The organism is Xanthomonas sp. 3793 (genome assembly GCF_024806835.1).
Taxonomy (GTDB): Bacteria; Pseudomonadota; Gammaproteobacteria; order Xanthomonadales; family Xanthomonadaceae; genus Xanthomonas; species Xanthomonas arboricola_F.
The window spans coordinates 496,040-512,316 of record NZ_JANTYU010000001.1; the positions used below are offsets into that span (position 1 = coordinate 496,040).

The 16,277-nt window shown below is 66.1% G+C and carries 13 protein-coding genes; 3 read left to right on the forward strand and 10 right to left on the reverse strand.

Annotated elements, in window-relative coordinates; genetic code table 11:
* Nucleotides 1-8: 8 nt before the first annotated feature.
* Complete coding sequence (locus FHY18_RS02090; protein ID WP_259150673.1) at nucleotides 9-1,667, reverse strand: methyl-accepting chemotaxis protein; 1,659 nt, start codon at nucleotides 1,665-1,667, stop codon at nucleotides 9-11.
* A gap of 298 nt (nucleotides 1,668-1,965) precedes the next feature.
* Between FHY18_RS02090 and FHY18_RS02095 the strand changes: the two genes are divergently transcribed.
* Complete coding sequence (locus tag FHY18_RS02095) at nucleotides 1,966-2,586, forward strand: DNA-3-methyladenine glycosylase (RefSeq protein WP_259150674.1); 621 nt, start codon at nucleotides 1,966-1,968, stop codon at nucleotides 2,584-2,586.
* On the opposite strand, the gene FHY18_RS02100 is transcribed toward FHY18_RS02095, so the two are convergent.
* On the reverse strand, nucleotides 2,526-6,920 hold the full coding sequence (locus tag FHY18_RS02100; protein WP_259150675.1) for a DEAD/DEAH box helicase: 4,395 nt from the start codon (nucleotides 6,918-6,920) through the stop codon (nucleotides 2,526-2,528). The two genes, FHY18_RS02095 and FHY18_RS02100, sit on opposite strands and share 61 nt — an antisense overlap.
* 219 nt (nucleotides 6,921-7,139) lie before the next feature.
* On the opposite strand from FHY18_RS02100, the gene FHY18_RS02105 reads away from it, so the two are divergent.
* Nucleotides 7,140-7,484 (forward strand): DUF3301 domain-containing protein, encoded by a 345-nt coding sequence (locus FHY18_RS02105; protein ID WP_115046748.1) that lies wholly within the window; start codon nucleotides 7,140-7,142, stop codon nucleotides 7,482-7,484.
* A gap of 233 nt (nucleotides 7,485-7,717) precedes the next feature.
* On the opposite strand, the gene FHY18_RS02110 is transcribed toward FHY18_RS02105, so the two are convergent.
* The 8 genes from FHY18_RS02110 to FHY18_RS02145 form a co-directional block, all read right to left on the reverse strand.
* Nucleotides 7,718-8,104: a hypothetical protein gene (locus FHY18_RS02110; protein WP_259152460.1), complete on the reverse strand. Its 387-nt coding sequence runs from the start codon at nucleotides 8,102-8,104 to the stop codon at nucleotides 7,718-7,720.
* 30 nt (nucleotides 8,105-8,134) lie between these two features.
* Entirely contained in the window at nucleotides 8,135-8,575 is a 441-nt protein-coding gene (locus tag FHY18_RS02115) for a ClpXP protease specificity-enhancing factor (RefSeq protein WP_259150676.1), read from the reverse strand.
* Between the two features lie 78 nt (nucleotides 8,576-8,653).
* Nucleotides 8,654-9,289, reverse strand: a complete 636-nt coding sequence (locus FHY18_RS02120) for a glutathione S-transferase N-terminal domain-containing protein (RefSeq protein WP_039407816.1) — start codon at nucleotides 9,287-9,289, stop codon at nucleotides 8,654-8,656.
* 1,211 nt (nucleotides 9,290-10,500) lie between these two features.
* The gene (locus FHY18_RS02125; protein WP_259150679.1) at nucleotides 10,501-11,259 is read right to left on the reverse strand and encodes a cytochrome c1; all 759 of its coding nucleotides are present in this window, start codon (nucleotides 11,257-11,259) and stop codon (nucleotides 10,501-10,503) included.
* Nucleotides 11,252-12,511: a cytochrome bc complex cytochrome b subunit gene (locus FHY18_RS02130; RefSeq protein ID WP_259150680.1), complete on the reverse strand. Its 1,260-nt coding sequence runs from the start codon at nucleotides 12,509-12,511 to the stop codon at nucleotides 11,252-11,254. Before FHY18_RS02130 ends, FHY18_RS02125 begins: the two co-directional genes overlap by 8 nt.
* The gene (gene petA / locus FHY18_RS02135; RefSeq protein WP_259150681.1) at nucleotides 12,511-13,155 is read right to left on the reverse strand and encodes a ubiquinol-cytochrome c reductase iron-sulfur subunit; all 645 of its coding nucleotides are present in this window, start codon (nucleotides 13,153-13,155) and stop codon (nucleotides 12,511-12,513) included. Before petA ends, FHY18_RS02130 begins: the two co-directional genes overlap by 1 nt.
* Nucleotides 13,156-13,523: 368 nt before the next feature.
* A complete protein-coding gene (locus FHY18_RS02140) occupies nucleotides 13,524-14,495 on the reverse strand; it encodes a transglycosylase SLT domain-containing protein (RefSeq protein WP_259150683.1) in 972 nt (323 codons plus the stop codon).
* 49 nt (nucleotides 14,496-14,544) lie between these two features.
* On the reverse strand, nucleotides 14,545-15,510 hold the full coding sequence (locus tag FHY18_RS02145) for a WYL domain-containing protein (RefSeq protein WP_259150685.1): 966 nt from the start codon (nucleotides 15,508-15,510) through the stop codon (nucleotides 14,545-14,547).
* A 108-nt stretch (nucleotides 15,511-15,618) separates the two neighbouring features.
* On the opposite strand from FHY18_RS02145, the gene FHY18_RS02150 reads away from it, so the two are divergent.
* Nucleotides 15,619-16,263: a glutathione S-transferase family protein gene (locus FHY18_RS02150; RefSeq protein ID WP_259150686.1), complete on the forward strand. Its 645-nt coding sequence runs from the start codon at nucleotides 15,619-15,621 to the stop codon at nucleotides 16,261-16,263.
* Nucleotides 16,264-16,277: the final 14 nt, after the last annotated feature.

Here is a 16,277-nt window from a genome sequence, read left to right on the forward strand (position 1 = left end):
TCGGTCTCTCAGAAGCGGGCGAACTGGCCTTCGTCCGGGCCCTCGGACATCGCGTACGCCGGTGCGGCATTGCTGCGCCAGCCGCGCGCACCGGTCGCACGTACCGGGCGTGCGACCGCCGCCTTGCCGCGCTTGGGCGGCGTGCTCACAGGCCCCTGCCCGCCCAGGCGGAAGAACGCCATGCTCTGCTGCAGCTGCTCGGCCTGCGCGCTCATTTCTTCGGCGGTGGCGGCCAGTTCTTCGGACGCGCTGGCGTTCTGCTGGGTGGTCTGGCTCAACTGCACCACCGCCGAGTTGATCTGGCTCACGCCCGAGGATTGTTCTTCGGATGCGGCGGAAATTTCCTGCACCAGATCCGAGGTGCGCTTGATGCTGGGCACGATGGTGTCGAGCAGGCGGCCGGCGCGGTCGGCCAGCTCCACACTGGAACTGGCCACCTCGCCGATTTCCTGCGCGGCCACCTGGCTGCGTTCGGCCAGCTTGCGCACTTCGGCGGCAACCACCGCAAATCCCTTGCCATGCTCGCCGGCACGCGCCGCTTCGATGGCGGCATTGAGCGCCAGCAGATTGGTCTGATAGGCGATGTCGTCGATGATGCCGATCTTCTGCGCGATCTGCTTCATCGCCTGGGTGGTGGCGACCACCGCTTCGCCACCTTCGATGGTTTCCCTGGCAGCCTGGGTGGCCATGCCATCGGTGATGCGGGCGTTCTCGGTGTTCTGGCTGATCGATGCGGTCATCTGCTCCAGCGAGGCGCTGGTTTCTTCCACGCCGGCCGCCTGTTCGCTGGCGGCCTGCGACAACGACTGCGCAGTGGCGCTGACTTCTTCGGAGGCGCTGGCCAGGGTCTCGGCGCTGGTATTGACCTCGCCCACCACCTGCGACAGCTTCTGCACCATGGTGCGCATGGCTTCGAGCAGCTGCGCGGTCTCGTCGCGACCATGCACGTCGATGCGCATGGTCAGATCGCCCTCGGACAAGCCGTTGGCGACCGTGACGGCGCGCCGGATCGGGCCGGTGACGCTGCGGCTGATCACCACGCCAAGCACCGCGCCGAGCAGCACGCCGCCACAGATGATGGCTACCAGCAGTTTGGAACTGCGCGCGTGGATGGCGCCGGTTTCGGCGTTGGCCGAGGCCGCGCTGCGCTCGCGCAGGCCGCTCAGGTCCGTCATCAGGTTATCCACCTCATCCGAGCTTGCGCGGACCGCACGCGACAACGCGGCCAGTTCCGGATTGGCTTCGCGCAAGGCCTCACGGTTGGCGGCCTCGATGAAACGGCCGCGCTCGTCCAGATACTTCTGCCAGGCGCGGTCGAACTGCGCGAGCTTGTTCTTGCCCTCTTCGGTCTGGAAGCTGCCGCGCGCACGGGTCATGTAATCGACCACCTTGGCGGTGTACTTGTCGATGTTCTGCACATGCGACTGGCGCTCTTCCGCGCTGCTGGCCAGCAGCAGGTTGGCGCGCGCGCGGCCGGCATAGATCAGGTTGATGTTGGCTTCCTTGACGTTGGACAGGCCCAGCAATTCGCGCTCGTACAGCGAGGTCGACAGGTCGCTGATGCGTCCAGAGTTCGAATAGCCCACCCACCCGATGCAAGCGCCGATCGCCGAGACGATCAGAAACGCCACGATCAGCCGGGTTCCGATTTTGAAGTTGCCTAACATTGGGAAGTTCTCTTGAGTGATGCGTGGGCTGCATGCGGTGCATGGGCAATCGACGGTGCTGCGCGTGCCGATCGCACGCTGCGGACTCGTCTAACCAATCGTTGATAGCTATCGGCGATGGCGAAACACGCTTGAGATGTGGCCCCTCGTACAGCGCCCATTTATGCAGACGGATATGCGGTTTTGTGACAGGGCTGGCGCTCCTGACCCGGCTTGTTCGGAAAAACCCTACCCCTGATTGACGGACTGTCCGGGACAGTCCGCAGAGACATCACGACCGTGCGGCTAGACTGGCGCAATGCCGTACAGGACCCTGCCCCGCGCGTTCTACACCCAAGATGCGCGCCAGGTTGCGCCGCGCCTGCTCAACAAGGTGCTGGTCAGCGCCGATGGCCGCCGCGGCCGCATTACCGAGGTTGAGGCCTATTGCGGCAGCGAAGATCCCGCCGCCCATTCGTTCCGCGGCATCACCCCGCGCACCCAGGTGATGTTCGGTCCACCCGGACATCTGTATGTGTATTTCATCTATGGCATGCACTGGGCGATCAATGCGGTCTGCGGGGGCGCGCCTGGGCACGCTGTGCTGATCCGCGCACTGCAGCCGTTGGCCGGGGTCGAAGCCATGCAGGCTGCACGCGGCACGGCGCCGGCCAAGGCACTGACCACCGGGCCCGGCCGTCTGGCGCAGGCGTTCGGCGTAACTGCGGCCGACAACGGGCTGGACCTGACCGATGCCGACGCGCGGCTGTGGATCGAGGACGATGGCACCCCGCCGCCGACTGTGCCGCTCGCGACGCCGCGCATCGGTATCCGCAAAGCCATCGATCAGCCATGGCGCTGGGTGGTGCCCGACAGCGCCTATGTGTCGCGTCCGCTCCCGCGCGTGACCGGCACGCGGGCAGCGCTGACAGGCGACTGAGCCAGCCACTGCTCCATCGGCGTCAGCTCGGCCGCACCCGGCCCGCGTTGCAGGATGCGCAATGCCTGCTCGCCCTGTTCGGCAGTGAGCGCGTGCAACGGCTGAAAGCGATCAGCCACCCACACCGCCATCGGCAGGCCATCTAGCGATGCGACGCGATTACCCGGCACACGTGCCACGCGCTCGCCGGGCAAGATGCTGCCCAACAGATTGCTCGGGTCGCTTGCGCTCACGCACACCCAGCGCTGCTGCGGCACCTGTGCGCGCACGCGACGCAAGGCCGCGATCGCATCCGGCAACGCGAACTGCTCGCCAGACAGGCCGGCGATGAAGCGGCCGCCACGGATTTCGCCGCGCGCTTCCAGGCGTTGATACATGCGCAGCAGTTCGCGCCAGGGCGGCAACCATGCCGCCTCGCGTTCGAGCAAGCGCCAGCACACCACGCCGTAGCGGCGCAGCAGCGTGCGCGCAACGTGTTCGAGCATCTCCTGATGCCGCTCGCCGGCTTCGGCCTGCGGCAGATCGGCCGGCGTACGCACCGGCGCCCAGCGCCCGGCATCGCGGATGCCCAGGGCACCGCTACGCCGCCGCTGACGCGAGAGCGCTGACGGCCGCTTGGACGCCGGTACCAGCAGCGCGCGCAGTCCGGCATAACTGTCGCAATGCGCACGGCCACGCATCACCAGTTCGCTCAAGGCATCTTCCAGTTCGGTGCTCATCAGGTGTGCGGCATCGGCGATCTCGTCGAAGAACAACGCGCCCTGCTGCTGCAGCACCTCCACCACGCGCTGCGCGCGCGACCCCAGCGGCGCGTCGTCTGCTGCGCGTGCCAGCCCGCTCCAGCGCTGCGCCTCGCGGCGTGGCAACAGCACGATCGGAGTGGCCCGCAGCGCGGCGCCGCTGCGCCCGCCGCCGGGACGCAGGCGCGCCCACGTGGTACGTCCGGCCGTGCACAGTTCGTCCAGCCACGCGGGTTGATAGTCGCGCACACGCGCCGGCAGCACTTCGCTTTCCCACAGCACGGCCGACGCTTCGAAACCTTCCAGTTGCCCCACAACGCCAGCCAACGCGTCCGGTCCGGCAACCCGGCTATCGCTGTCCAGATGCTGCCACTCGAACAGGAAGCGCGCGTAATCGCGCTGCGACACCGGCTCGATCTCGCGCCGCAGCCGCCCCAGCGTGTAGCGGTGGATGCGCGCCAGCAGATGGCGTTCGCACCACTCTTCCGACTGCGCATGCGCACTGAACTGGCCGGCCATGACATAGCCCTCGCGCTGCAGTGTCAGCAACGCCAGCGCGATTTCATCCTCGGGCAGGCGCAATGCGGCGGCCAATGCCGGCACCTGCGCCGGGCCGACCGCAGACAGGCGCCCGCGCAACAGCTCGCGCACCGCCCAGTCGCGCTCCCAGTCGGCCACGCGGCAGTCGTCCGGTGCCTGCAACGGCGGTTGTGCCGACGCGTGCGGATACAGGCGCATGAACCAATCGATGCGCTCGGCGCTGATCCACAGCGCCGGCGCGCCTTGCATGAGCAGGCAGCTGGCACGGCCATCGGCGGCAAGCACGCTCAACCATGCCTGCCACTGCACATCTGCCGCCTCGACGACCGGCAGCACGCCCAGCCCGACCAGGGCCTCGTGCATCTCTTCGGCATCGCGGGGCTGCGGCCAGGCTTCCTCGCGCACCGACGCGATGGCCAATGGGTCCAGCCGCCCAAGATCGTCGCCGCTCTGCGGGCTGTAGCGGCGGCTCTGCACGGCCTGGGTGCGGCGCTCTTCCAGCGGCGCGTCGTCCAGGAATGCGTACGGACGCGCGTTCAAGGCTTCTGCCGCCAGCGGAGAGGGCGCCGCCAGATCGTGCGCCACCAGGGTGATGGCGCCAGATTCCAGCCCACGCAACACCTGCAGCCAGCCTTCACTGTCCATCGCCTGGTGCAGGCAATCATCCAGCGTCTGCGTGACCAACGGATGGTCCGGCACCTCGCGCTCGCCGACCAGGTTCTCCGCACAGGCCACCTGATCCGGAAACACGGTCGCCAACAGGTCTTCGGACTTCATCCGCTGCAACTGCGGGGCGACCTTGTTGCCGCCGGTGAAACGCGGCAATGCCATCGCATTGGTGGCGTTCCAGCGCCAGCGCACGCCGAACAATGGCGCATCCAGCAGCGCCTGGATCAGCACATGTTCGGCTGACGACGAATGCAGGTAGCGGCCAACCTCTTCCAGCGCAAAACTGTGGCTGGTGGACAGCGACAACACGATCGCATCCTCGGTTGCGGCTGCCTGCAATTCGAAATTGAAGGTGCGACAGAAGCGCTTGCGCAGTGCCAGCCCCCAGGCACGATTGATGCGGCTCCCATAGGGCGAGTGGATCACCAGTTGCGTGCCGCCGCTGGCATCGAAGAATCGCTCCAGCACCAGGCACTGCTGCGTGGGCATGGCGCCCAGCGCCGCACTGGCATGTGCCAGATAGTCCACCAACTGCTGCGCTGATTCTGCAGAACAGCCAAGCGCACTGCATAGCCAATCGCGTGCCGCCCGGTGCGGTGCATTGTCGAGTCGGGAAGCAATCTCGCCGCGCAGGCGCGACACCGCCGCCGACAACTCGTCGCTGCGGCCAGGCGCTTCGCCCAACCAGAACGGGATATTCGGCGGTGCGCCCTTGGCATCTTCCACGCGCACGCGCCCGGCCTCCACACGCAGGATGCGGTAGCTGGCATTGCCGAGCTGGAACACGTCGCCGGTGAGACTTTCGACCGCAAAATCTTCGTTCACCGTGCCGATCTTTTCGGCCTGCGGCTCCAGCACCACACTGTAGTCGCCGGTTTCGGGAATGGTGCCGCCGGAGGTCAGCGCGGTCATGCGCGCACCGCGGCGCGCATGCAGCCGCCGATGCACCGCATCTCGATGCAGATACCCGGCTCGCGGCCCCAGCCGTGTGCTGAAGCCCTCGCACAGCATGCGCACCACACTGTCGAAGGTGGCGCGACTCAATTGAGCGAACGGCCATGCGCGCCGCATCAGTGCGAACAGCGCGTCCTCGTCCCAGTCTTCGCATGCCGCCTCAGCCACGATCTGCTGTGCAAGCACATCCACCGGCGCCATCGGAATGCGCAGCGCATCCAGTTCGCCACGCCGGATGCCGTCCAGCAATGCCGCGCATTCGACCAGCTCGTCGCGGGTCTGCGGAAACAGCCGCGCCTTCGGCGTGCCGCCGACCTTGTGACCGGAGCGGCCGGCGCGCTGCAGGAAGGTGGCGATCGAGCGCGGTGACCCGAGCTGGCAGACCAGATCCACGTCGCCGATATCCAGGCCCAGCTCCAGCGAGGCGGTGGCCACCAGCACGGTGAGTTCGCCTGCCTTGAGCCGTTGCTCGGCCAGCAGACGCGTCTCGCGCGACAGACTGCCGTGATGGGCGGCAACGCGCTGCTTGCCCAATAGATCGCCCAGATGCCGCGCCGCACGCTCGGCCATGCGCCGCGTGTTGACGAACACCAGTGTGGTGCGATGCTGCTGCGCTAGCGCGGCCACGTCAGCGTAGACCTGCAGCCATTGGTCGTTGGACATCACCACGCTCAGCGGCGTAGGCGGCAGCGCCAACGCCAGATCGCGCTCACGCGTGTAGCCGATATCGACGATCTCGCAGGGCGGCGCCGCGCCGTCTTCGTCAACGCCGACCAGAAATTGCGCGACGGTTTCGATGGGTTTCTGGGTTGCCGACAAACCGACCCGCGTGATCGGCTGATCGGCAAGTCGCTGCAGCCGCTCCAACGTCAGGCTCAGATGGCTGCCACGCTTGTCCGCCGCCACCGCATGGATTTCATCGACGATGACCGTGCGCACATGCCGCAACGCACTGCGCCCGGATGCCGAGCCCAGCAACACGTACAACGATTCGGGCGTGGTCACCAGGATGTGCGGCGGCACCCGCCGCGCCTGAGCCCGCTCGCGCTGCGGCGTATCGCCGGTGCGGACCGCCGTGCGCACTGCCACATCCGGCAGGCCGTCGGCAGCCAGGGCGGTGCGGATGCCCTGCAGCGGCGCTTCCAGATTGAGATGGATGTCGTTGGACAGCGCCTTCAACGGCGACACATACACCACCCGCGTCTGGTCGGGCAGCGCACCGCCATTGTCCAGCCCGTCGCGGATCAGCGCATCGATCGCCGCAAGGAACGCGGTGAGCGTCTTGCCCGAACCGGTGGGCGCGGCCACCAGCGTATGCCGGCCGGCCTGGATCGCCGGCCACGCAGCAACCTGCGCCGGCGTGGGCGCAGCGAAGGTCTGCGCGAACCACGCAGCGACCACGGGATGGAAATGCTGCAGAACAGGATGCATGGGCGATGTCAGTAACGGATGGCCGGCCAAATGCGTTCAACCCGTAGATGTACTGTCAGATGGCGCTTCTGTGGCGCGGATGCAAGCCGGCGTCGGCAAGGCTGGTGAACCCATTCACGCACATTCACGGAAACATGGGGTGACCTCCTCCGCACGCTGATTGAGAACAGCGGCCGTCATGCGATTGTCGGGCAGGCGACGCCGTGGCACATTGGCGACATGCCCAGCCTCATCCTCTTCATGATTGCCGGCGCAGCGCTGTTCGCGTTCTGGAACTCGTCGCGTGCCGCAGCCGAACGTGCCGACATCCTCGGCCGCAATGCCTGCCGTGCGGCCGATGTGCAGTGGCTGGACCAGAGCGTGCATTCCACCAATCTGCGCGTCTGCAGACTGCCCAATGGCTGGCTGGGCTTCGAGCGCACGTTCCGCTTCGAGTATTCCTACGATGGCGCCGATCGCCACAGCGGCAAACTGGTGCTGCGCGGCGATCAGTTGATTGCGTTCACCGGGCCGCAGGTCGCGACGGTGCGGGCGCTGCATCCGGAGCATGAGCGGCTGGAATGAGCAGGCTGCGCTGGCACCTGCATCTGGCAGGTGCCGATGTCTGTGGCTGATGCCGGCTTAGAGCGGGGGGCAGACGCAGTGAGCAGTCGCCAGCCCGGTGTGAACGGCGCGCCAGGAACCGCAGGGGCTGCGTGGCGCTGCCGAACAGGATTCCGGCCGCCGCCCGCGTGGCGACGAGCGCAGTCCTGTGTCAGCCGTTCTTAGGCGCGCTGTCGTCGTCGGTTGCCCTGGGCTCACTCCACCAGCCGACGAAGTATATCCATCCACCCGGATCCGGCCGCCCACCCGGATCCGGCCGCTGCCGGGACGTCCGGCACCGGCTCGTATCCGTTGCCCCGGCCGCTCAACCAGCGTAGCTGCTGCTTACCCTCACGACGCAGCTGCGCCTGTGCGAACAGGCATAGCGGGCGCAGCATGTCGGCCTTCTTCAACAGGCGCGACCTGCCATTTATCTCGATGCTGAGAAAGTGCGCTTCATCGGGCGTATCGACGTAGCTGCGCGCGACAAGACAGCGCCTGCCTTGCACGAAACGATAAATGTCGTACTCGTAGTGGTAATCGACTGCGCCGGACGCATCCGGCGCACTGCAATCGACATGACGGGCGCGTTCCACCCGCACGGGAACGCGGCTGTCAGCCACCGTGCGCGCTTACTTGACCACGCGCAGGTGTGGGCGCTTGCCACCGCCGGGCGGCTCGTCGGGCGTCGGCGCGCTAGGCGGCGGTGCGCCGGGATCCGGCGGCTCGCTGCTGGTGCCGGGGATGTCGTCCGGCAATGCCATGCCCTGCCCGGTTTCGCGCGCGTAGACCGCTAGCACCGCAGCCATCGGCACCATCACCGGATAGCTGACACCGCCGAAGCGCGCAGTGAAACTCACGCTCTCGTTATCGACCTGCAGCCCGACCACGGCGCGCTCGGCGATGTTCAACACCACGCGGCCGTCCTTGACGGCACTGGCCGGCACTTGCACGCCGGGCAGTCCTGCATCCACCAGAACGTGCGGGGTCATGCCATTGTCGTTGATCCATTCGACCAAGGCCCGCAACAGATACGGGCGATGGCTGGTCATGCGGGGGAAATCTTCGCTCATGACGTCATTTTACCCGGACATGGCCCGCAACGGCGGCTGCGCGATGGGGCGTCGGTCTGTTGGCATACAGCCGTCACATCAGCCCGGCAAATCACGCAGCTTTTTTTCCTGCTCGGTGAGGCTGCGAATGAAACCGGGATTGCGGAAGATCCGATTGCCGTAGTCCTCGATCGCCTTGCCATCCTTTGGCAGGCCGATCTCCAGTGCATCCAGTCGCCAGATGATCGGCGCCATCGCGCAATCGGCCAGACTCATTTCCGGATTGAGGAAGAACTTGCTGGCCTTGAACAGCGGCACCGAGGCGGTGAGCAGTTCCTTCAGGCGCTTGCGGCCGGCCTCGGCCTGGGTCTTGTTGCCGAGCTGGATCGCCTGCACCTGCGGCACCCAGTCGTGTTCGATCCGCAGCATCGCAAGGCGAAGGCGCGCCCGCGACAGCGGGTCGACCGGCATCAGCGGCGGATGCGGGTAGCGCTCGTCCAGATACTCGCTGACCACCGATGCGGCGTACAGCACCAGATCGCGCTCGACCAGGGTCGGCACCGAATGATAGGGATTGAGATCGATCAGATCTTCCGGGGGGTTTTGCGGGTCGACCGGCACCAGGTCGTAGGTCACCCCTTTCGCCGCCAGGACCAGACGGACCCGGTGGCACAACACGTCGTCGTTGGACGAAAACAAAGTCAAGGTATTCCGCATACGCACACTCGTCGCCATTCAAGGCTCTCCGACGACCGGAATCCGCCGGCCGCATCGGCGCGGCCGGCCCAACGCCGACCGTCACCACGGTCCTTCGAGTGTGCAATCACGTCACGCAAAAGCCAAGGGTGATAGGGCCTCAAAAACACCAACAAGCCATATTGTCGCCTCCCATGTCGGGCGCGGCCGGCGCTGACGCATCATCGGCAAGTAGGTCCGCGGCTTATCTGCGGATTCTGTGCAGGGCCCTTGCCCGCCCACCATCGCAGGACACGCCGCAAGTACGTCAAGGTAGGCGCTTACGCGGCATCCACGCCGCATAAGGTCCCACGACGTTGAGTGGGCAAGGACCTGTCGGGATGGTCGGTGTGCATGGTCTTGGGTAAAACAGTCCGCACACTGTCGGGTGCGGTGCCCTCACCGATTGCGGGACCGTGTGGCGGCATGGATGCCGCCACCGAGCCTACAGGGACGTACTTGCGGCGTGTCCCGCGAGCGGTGAGGGCGCCGCGCTCTCGACGCTGTGAGTTTGCTGCAGGGCCCTTGCCTGCCCCCTATCGCGGGACACGCCGTGAATCCGTCCATGGAGGCTCTTACGCGGCATCCATGCCGCGTAAGGTCCCGCGATAGCGGGCGGGCAAGGACCTGTCAAGATGGTCGGTGTGCCTGGTTAAGAGCAAAGCATGACGTGCGCTGGTCGCATCATTATGCGTCGACCAGCTTCTCACCCGCTCCCATCGTAAGCCGAGCAACAGACAAGCTTTTTTAGCGCGCAGCTTGCAAACATCTCGCCTGCCACCGCAAGCCGAGCAACACGCTTTCGAGAACGCAGCCGACCAACTGTCTGGTGCGGTGTCCTTGCCGCTTGCGGGACCGTGTGGCGGCATGGATGCCGCCACCGAGCCCCCAGCCCCAGGGATGGGTTCACGGCGTATGCCACAAGCGGCTAGGGCGCAGCGCCCTCGACGCTGCGAGTTTGCTGCAGAGCCCTTGTCCGCCCACCGCCGCGGGACACGCCGCAAGTACGTCAAGGTAGGCTCTTGAACGGCGTCCAAGCCACCCAACGACTACGCGACCGCCGACAGACGCGGCCCATGCTCGAAATCGGCAAGCAGCATGCGTACACCCTGCTCCTGCGCAGCGCCTGCATGCATGCATGCACCGTGCGGCCGGTCTGCTGATCCTGGGCAGCCGCAGCATTGCACGGCCGCCTCGGGTTCACAGCACGATCAATGCACGTCCTTCCAGTATTCCTTCTTCAGCAGGTAGGCCATGAAGGTGAGGAACACCAGGAACAGGATCACCCACACGCCCATGCTCTGCCGTTTCAGCGCCGCCGGTTCGCCCGCGTACTCGAGGAAGTTGGCGATATCGCGCACGGTCTGATCGAACTCCACCGGCGTTTGTCGTCCCGGCTGCCCAAGCTTCAGTGCCTCCACCGGTTTGTCGCCGGTGGCCTTGTCGGCCGGGCCGAATTGCGCCTGCTGCAGACCTTGCAGCTCCCAGAGCGGATTGGGCATGGATGCGTTCGGGAACAACTGGTTGTTCCAGCCCAGCGGGCGGGTCTGATCCAGATAGAACGACTTGAGATAGGTATAGACCCAGTCGGTGCCGCGGACGCGCGCGATCAAGGTCAGATCCGGCGGCGCCTTGCCGAACCACTTGGTCGCCGCATCGTGCGGCATGGTGCCTTCGATATGCTCGCCGATCTTGGCCCCGGTGAAGTTGAGGTTGGCCATGACCTCGGCTTCGCTCAATCCCAGATCGCTGGCCATGCGCGAATAGCGCAGGTATTTCAACGAGTGGCAGCCGGAGCAGTAGTTCATGAACAACTGCGCGCCGCGTTGCAGCGATGCGCGGTCGCCCAGATCGTTGCCGGCCTGCTGCACCTTTCCGCCCTCGGCCGCCATTGCGCCAAAGGCCAACGTCAGTCCGCAGAGAACAGCCGCCACGCGCGACTTCCATGACATCACGATGCACTTAGTCATGGGTCGTCACCCGCTCCGGCACCGGCTTGGTCTTGTCCAGCCGCGTCCACACCGGCATGGTGATGAAGAAGGCGAAGTACAGGAAGGTCAGCACCCGCCCGACGTAGGTCTCGTGCGCGTCGGTGCCCGGCCCGGAGCCGATCACCCCCAGCCACACGAAGCACACCACCAGCACGCCCAGCGCCACCTTCGAGATCCAGCCGCGATAGCGCACCGAACGCACCTTGGCGCGATCCAGCCACGGCACCAGGAACAGGATGGCGATTGCCGAGAACATCACCAGCACGCCGCCCAGCTTGTTGGGCACCACGCGCAACATCGCGTAGTACGGGGTGTAGTACCAGACCGGCTTGATGTGCTCGGGCGTGACCAGTCGATTGGCCTCGGTGAAGTTGTCGTGTTCTAGGAACAGGCCGCCAAACGCGGGGGCGAAGAAGATGATGAAGGCAGCGATCAGCAGCAAAAATCCGACACCGACCAGATCCTTCACCGTGTAATACGGATGGAACGGAATGCCGTCGGCGGGCTTGTGCGCATCCCAGCGATTGCCCTTGGGTCCCTTCTTGATCTCCACGCCATCGGGATTGTTGGAGCCCACCTCGTGCAGCGCGCCGATGTGCAGCACGATCAGCAGCAACAGCACCAGCGGCAGTGCGATCACGTGCAGCGCGAAGAAGCGGTTGAGCGTGGCATCGCCGGGCAGGTAGTCGCCCATGATCCACTCGGTCAGCCCGTTGCCGATCACCGGAATGGCGCCGAACAGGGAGATGATGACCTTCGCGCCCCAGAACGACATCTGGCCCCACGGCAGCACGTAGCCCATAAAGGCTTCGGCCATCAGCACCAGGTAGATCAGCATGCCCAGGATCCACACCAGCTCGCGCGGCTTCTGGTAACTGCCGTACATCAGCCCGCGGAACATGTGCAGATACACCACGATGAAGAACAGCGAGGCGCCGGTGCTGTGCATGTAGCGGATCAGCCAGCCCCACTCCACGTCGCGCATGATGTATTCGACCGACGCGAACGCATCGGCGGCGCTGGTCTTGTAATGCATCGTCAGGAAGATGCCGGTGACGATCTGATTCACCAGCACCACGATGGCCAGCGAGCCGAAGTAGTACCAGAGGTTGAAGTTCTTCGGCGCGTAGTACTCGCTGATGTGCTTGCGGTACGTGGGCATCAGCCCGGGTGCGCGTTCGTTGACCCACTCGAACACGCCGTTGGCGGTACGAACAAGGATATTGCTCATCAGGCAGCCCCCGTGCTTTTGGCCGACGTACCGGCACCATCCGGATCGACGCCGATCACCAGGGTGTTGTCGTCCACATAGTGATGCGGGGGCACCAGCAGATTGATCGGTGCGGGCACGCCGTCGAAGACGCGGCCGGACATGTCGAAGCGCGATTTATGGCACGGACAGAAGTAGCCGCCCTTCCACTGCGGGTCGTAGGGCTCGGGCCGGATTTCGGCCACCATTTCCGGCGAGCACCCCAGATGCGTGCACAGCCCGACCAGCACCGAGATATCGGACTTGATCGAGCGGTACTCGGGGTTCTTCAGCACGTAGTCGGGCTGTTGGTCCTTGTTCTCGGACTTGGGGTCCTTGAGCCGGTCGTCCAGCGACGGCAATGCGTCGAGCATCGCCTTGGAGCGTTTGACGATCCAGATCGGCTGACCGCGCCATTCCAGAACCAGCCGTTGCCCTTCCTGCAAGGCGCTGATGTCGGCGGTCACCGGTGCGCCGGCCAACTTGGCGCGTGCACTGGGATTCCACGACTTCACGAACGGAACTGCAACAAATCCTGCTCCGACCGCACCGACCACGGCCGTCGTCGCGGTCAAAAACCGGCGACGCCCGATATCAGCAGGTGCGTTAACCCCATCGTTGGCCATCCGGCTCTCCGATCTTGATTAGGTAGCGTGAGGCTGCCAACGGCTGGCGGGGGGTCCAGCCGCGATGAATCGACCGCAGTGTAGCGGAACGCTTAATGCACAGACAATGCAATGTACGCAGTCGGGCATGTGCGATGCAATGGCCGATGTGTGCGGGCGCCTGGGACGATGCAGGCCAAGCGCGATGGCTTATGCAGTGGCTGTGACGCAGTACGCGCGCGCAGCGCATTCGTTCGGGGGGGGGGTGACGCAGCGGCGGCATCGCAACGCATGTGCAGCATTGGCGACCACGCGAACGACAAGACCTCATGGAGTGGCCACCACAGCGCCGCATGCCGCATCTGCAAGCGCCGGGACCAACGCGTTGCTCAGTTGGCAGTGGTGCTCTGACCGCGATAACGGCCGGCCAGCAGGCCGACGCGTTGCACATAGCGCTGGGTCTCGCTGTAAGGCGGCACACCGCCATAACGATCCACGGCCCCCTCGCCGGCGTTGTAGCCAGCGGCCGCTAGCGTGAGGTCGCCATTGAAGCGCTTCAGCAACCACGAAAGATATTGCACGCCACCGCGGATATTTTGCGATGCGTCATAAGCATCGCTGACGCCGAAGCGGCGCGCAGTGCCCGGCATCAACTGCATCAAACCCTGCGCACCGGCGCGACTGAGCGCAAGCGGGTTATATGCCGACTCGGCATGGATGATGGCGCGCACGATCGCCTCTTCGACCCCGAACTCGCGCGCCGCCGACGCGATCTCCTGCTGATAGGCCGCGGTGTTGAGCCGGATTGCGCCGAAGTTGACGCCCGGCTTGGCGCCGCAGGCGTAACAGGTCTCGATGAAGCTGTAGTGGATGGTGCGCAGCCCTTCAATGCTGGCCACCTGGCGCGGACGTGCGCTGGTGTAGTGGCGCACGCCATCCTTCATATAAGAGTAGACCTGTCCGCTAACCACGCGGCGCGGGTTGACCGCAGCGGCGGGCATGATCGATGTCGCACGCTCTGCCACCGGCAGCGTAGGCGGCGCGGCCATAGCCGTCCCGGAAGCGCGGCGTGGTGGCGGGCTGATGATGGTGGCAGGTGCACCGCTGTCGATCGTGGCGACGGAACGGGCCGACGTGGTGGACACTGCCGCTGCCGGAAGCAGGGGCGCAACTGGCACACGGCGGGCCGAGCGATCGGGGGTGTAGCTGCTGATGACGCTGCAGGCCGCACCGCTCTGGCGCTTACTGAGGTAGCTGGTGATGCCGTCGCCGTTGACGCACTTGTACAGCGTGCCGGCGCTGGCCGGCGCAGCCGACAACGCGACAAACAACAGCCCCAGCAATCTTGACGTCCCCTTCATGCGGCGGAGTGTCCCAGCTTGCCCCGGGCTTGCCAAGAGGCAGTAGCGCTCAGGCCGACGGCCGGTGCAGTCGCGTCCGCAAGGCGTCCAGCGCATCGAGCAGCGGTTGCTGCATGGCGGCCGGTGCAATCGCCTCGAAGGGCAGCTCCAGCAACAGCAGATTGGCGGCAAGCGCCGGCATGGTCGGCGCGCCCAGCCCCAGCCAGCAATGGTCAGCGCCGTCTGCCTCCAGCGCGCCCAGCCAGGGTGGAACCTGCGCGGCCAGCATCTCCAGCGTGCCAGGCAACCGCACCCGCGCACGACACGGAAACGGCGCTTCGCCGATGGCCTTGCGCAGCAGTTGCAGCGGATCTTCCGGCAGCGCCCGGGCATCGAACCTGGCGCCGGTGGGCACCGCCAGATCGATACGGTCGGCGCGCAGCGTGCGCCAGTCCTGGCGTTCGCAGTCCCAGGCCAGCAGGTACCAGCGCCGGCCGTAGTTGACCAGCAGCGCCGGCTCGACGCAGCGGGTGATGGCCGCGCCAGAGTGACGCCGATAGTCCAGCCGCAGCGTGATGCGGTCGCGACAGGCGCCGGCAAGCTGGGCCAGCAAGGCCGCATCCACCCGGGTTCCCGGCTCGGCAATCGGCATGCTTGCCATCGCCGCGTGCGCCGCGCTGGCGCGTTGACCGCTGCGCCGCGGCAGCAGCGGGTCCAGTTTTGCCAGCACGCGGGCGGCGGCGGCATCCATGCCGGCGATGGCCGGCGCCGCCGCGCGCAAGGCGATCGCCACGGTCAGCGCCTCCTCCTCCTCGAACAGCAGCGGCAAGGCGGCCGCCCCCTGCCCGAGTCGGTAACCGCCGCCGGATCCAGGTGCCGCATGCACCGGGTAGCCGAGCTCGCGCAACCGATCGATATCGCGCCGCAGGCTGCGCGGGTGCACCTCCAGGCGCTCGGCAAGGGCAGCGCCCGGCCAGCTGCGCCCACCTTGCAGCAAGGAAAGCAGTCGCAACAGACGAGCAGCGGTCGAGGCCATGCCCAGACGGTATTGCGGACAGAAGCTGTCCGCAATAGCTCCGTAGGATCCTCATACCAGCAATGACCCTGCACCCGCCCCACACCACCTGATCCCAAGGAGACAGCCATGCCCGACGACCGCCATATCACCCTGTTCCACAATCCCCGTTCGCGCTCGCGCGGTGTCCTGGTGCTGCTGGAGGAACTGCGCGCCAGCTACAGCCTGCAGGTCATCGATCTGGAAAAGGAGCAGCAGCTTGCGCCGGAGTTCCTTGCGATCAACCCGATGGGCAAGATTCCGACGATCGTGCACGGCGACAGCGTGGTGACCGAACAGGGCGCGATCTACCAGTATCTGGCCGAGCTGTACCCCGAGGCCGGCCTGTCGCCCGCGCCGGGCGATGCCGACCGCGGCGCTTACCTGCGCTGGCTGGCCTTCTACGGCGCGGCGTTCGAGCCGGCGATCGTCGACCTTGCGCTCAAGCGCACGCCCCCACCGCGCTCGCTCTCACCCTATGCGGACTGCGACACCGTATTGAACGTGGTCTACACACAGCTGGCGCAGGGCGACTACCTGCTGGGCCCGCGCTGCAGCGCAGCCGACGTGCTGTGGGGCGGCGCATTGGCATGGATGGTGCAGTTCGGCCTGATCGACCCGCCAGCCCCGACCCGCGCCTACATCGCACGGATGGCCGACCGCCCGGCGGTCGCGCGTGCCACCGCCATCGATGGGCAGGCAGCCGACGGCGCAGGCACGGGCATGAGCGGGTAAACTGGGCGGCTATC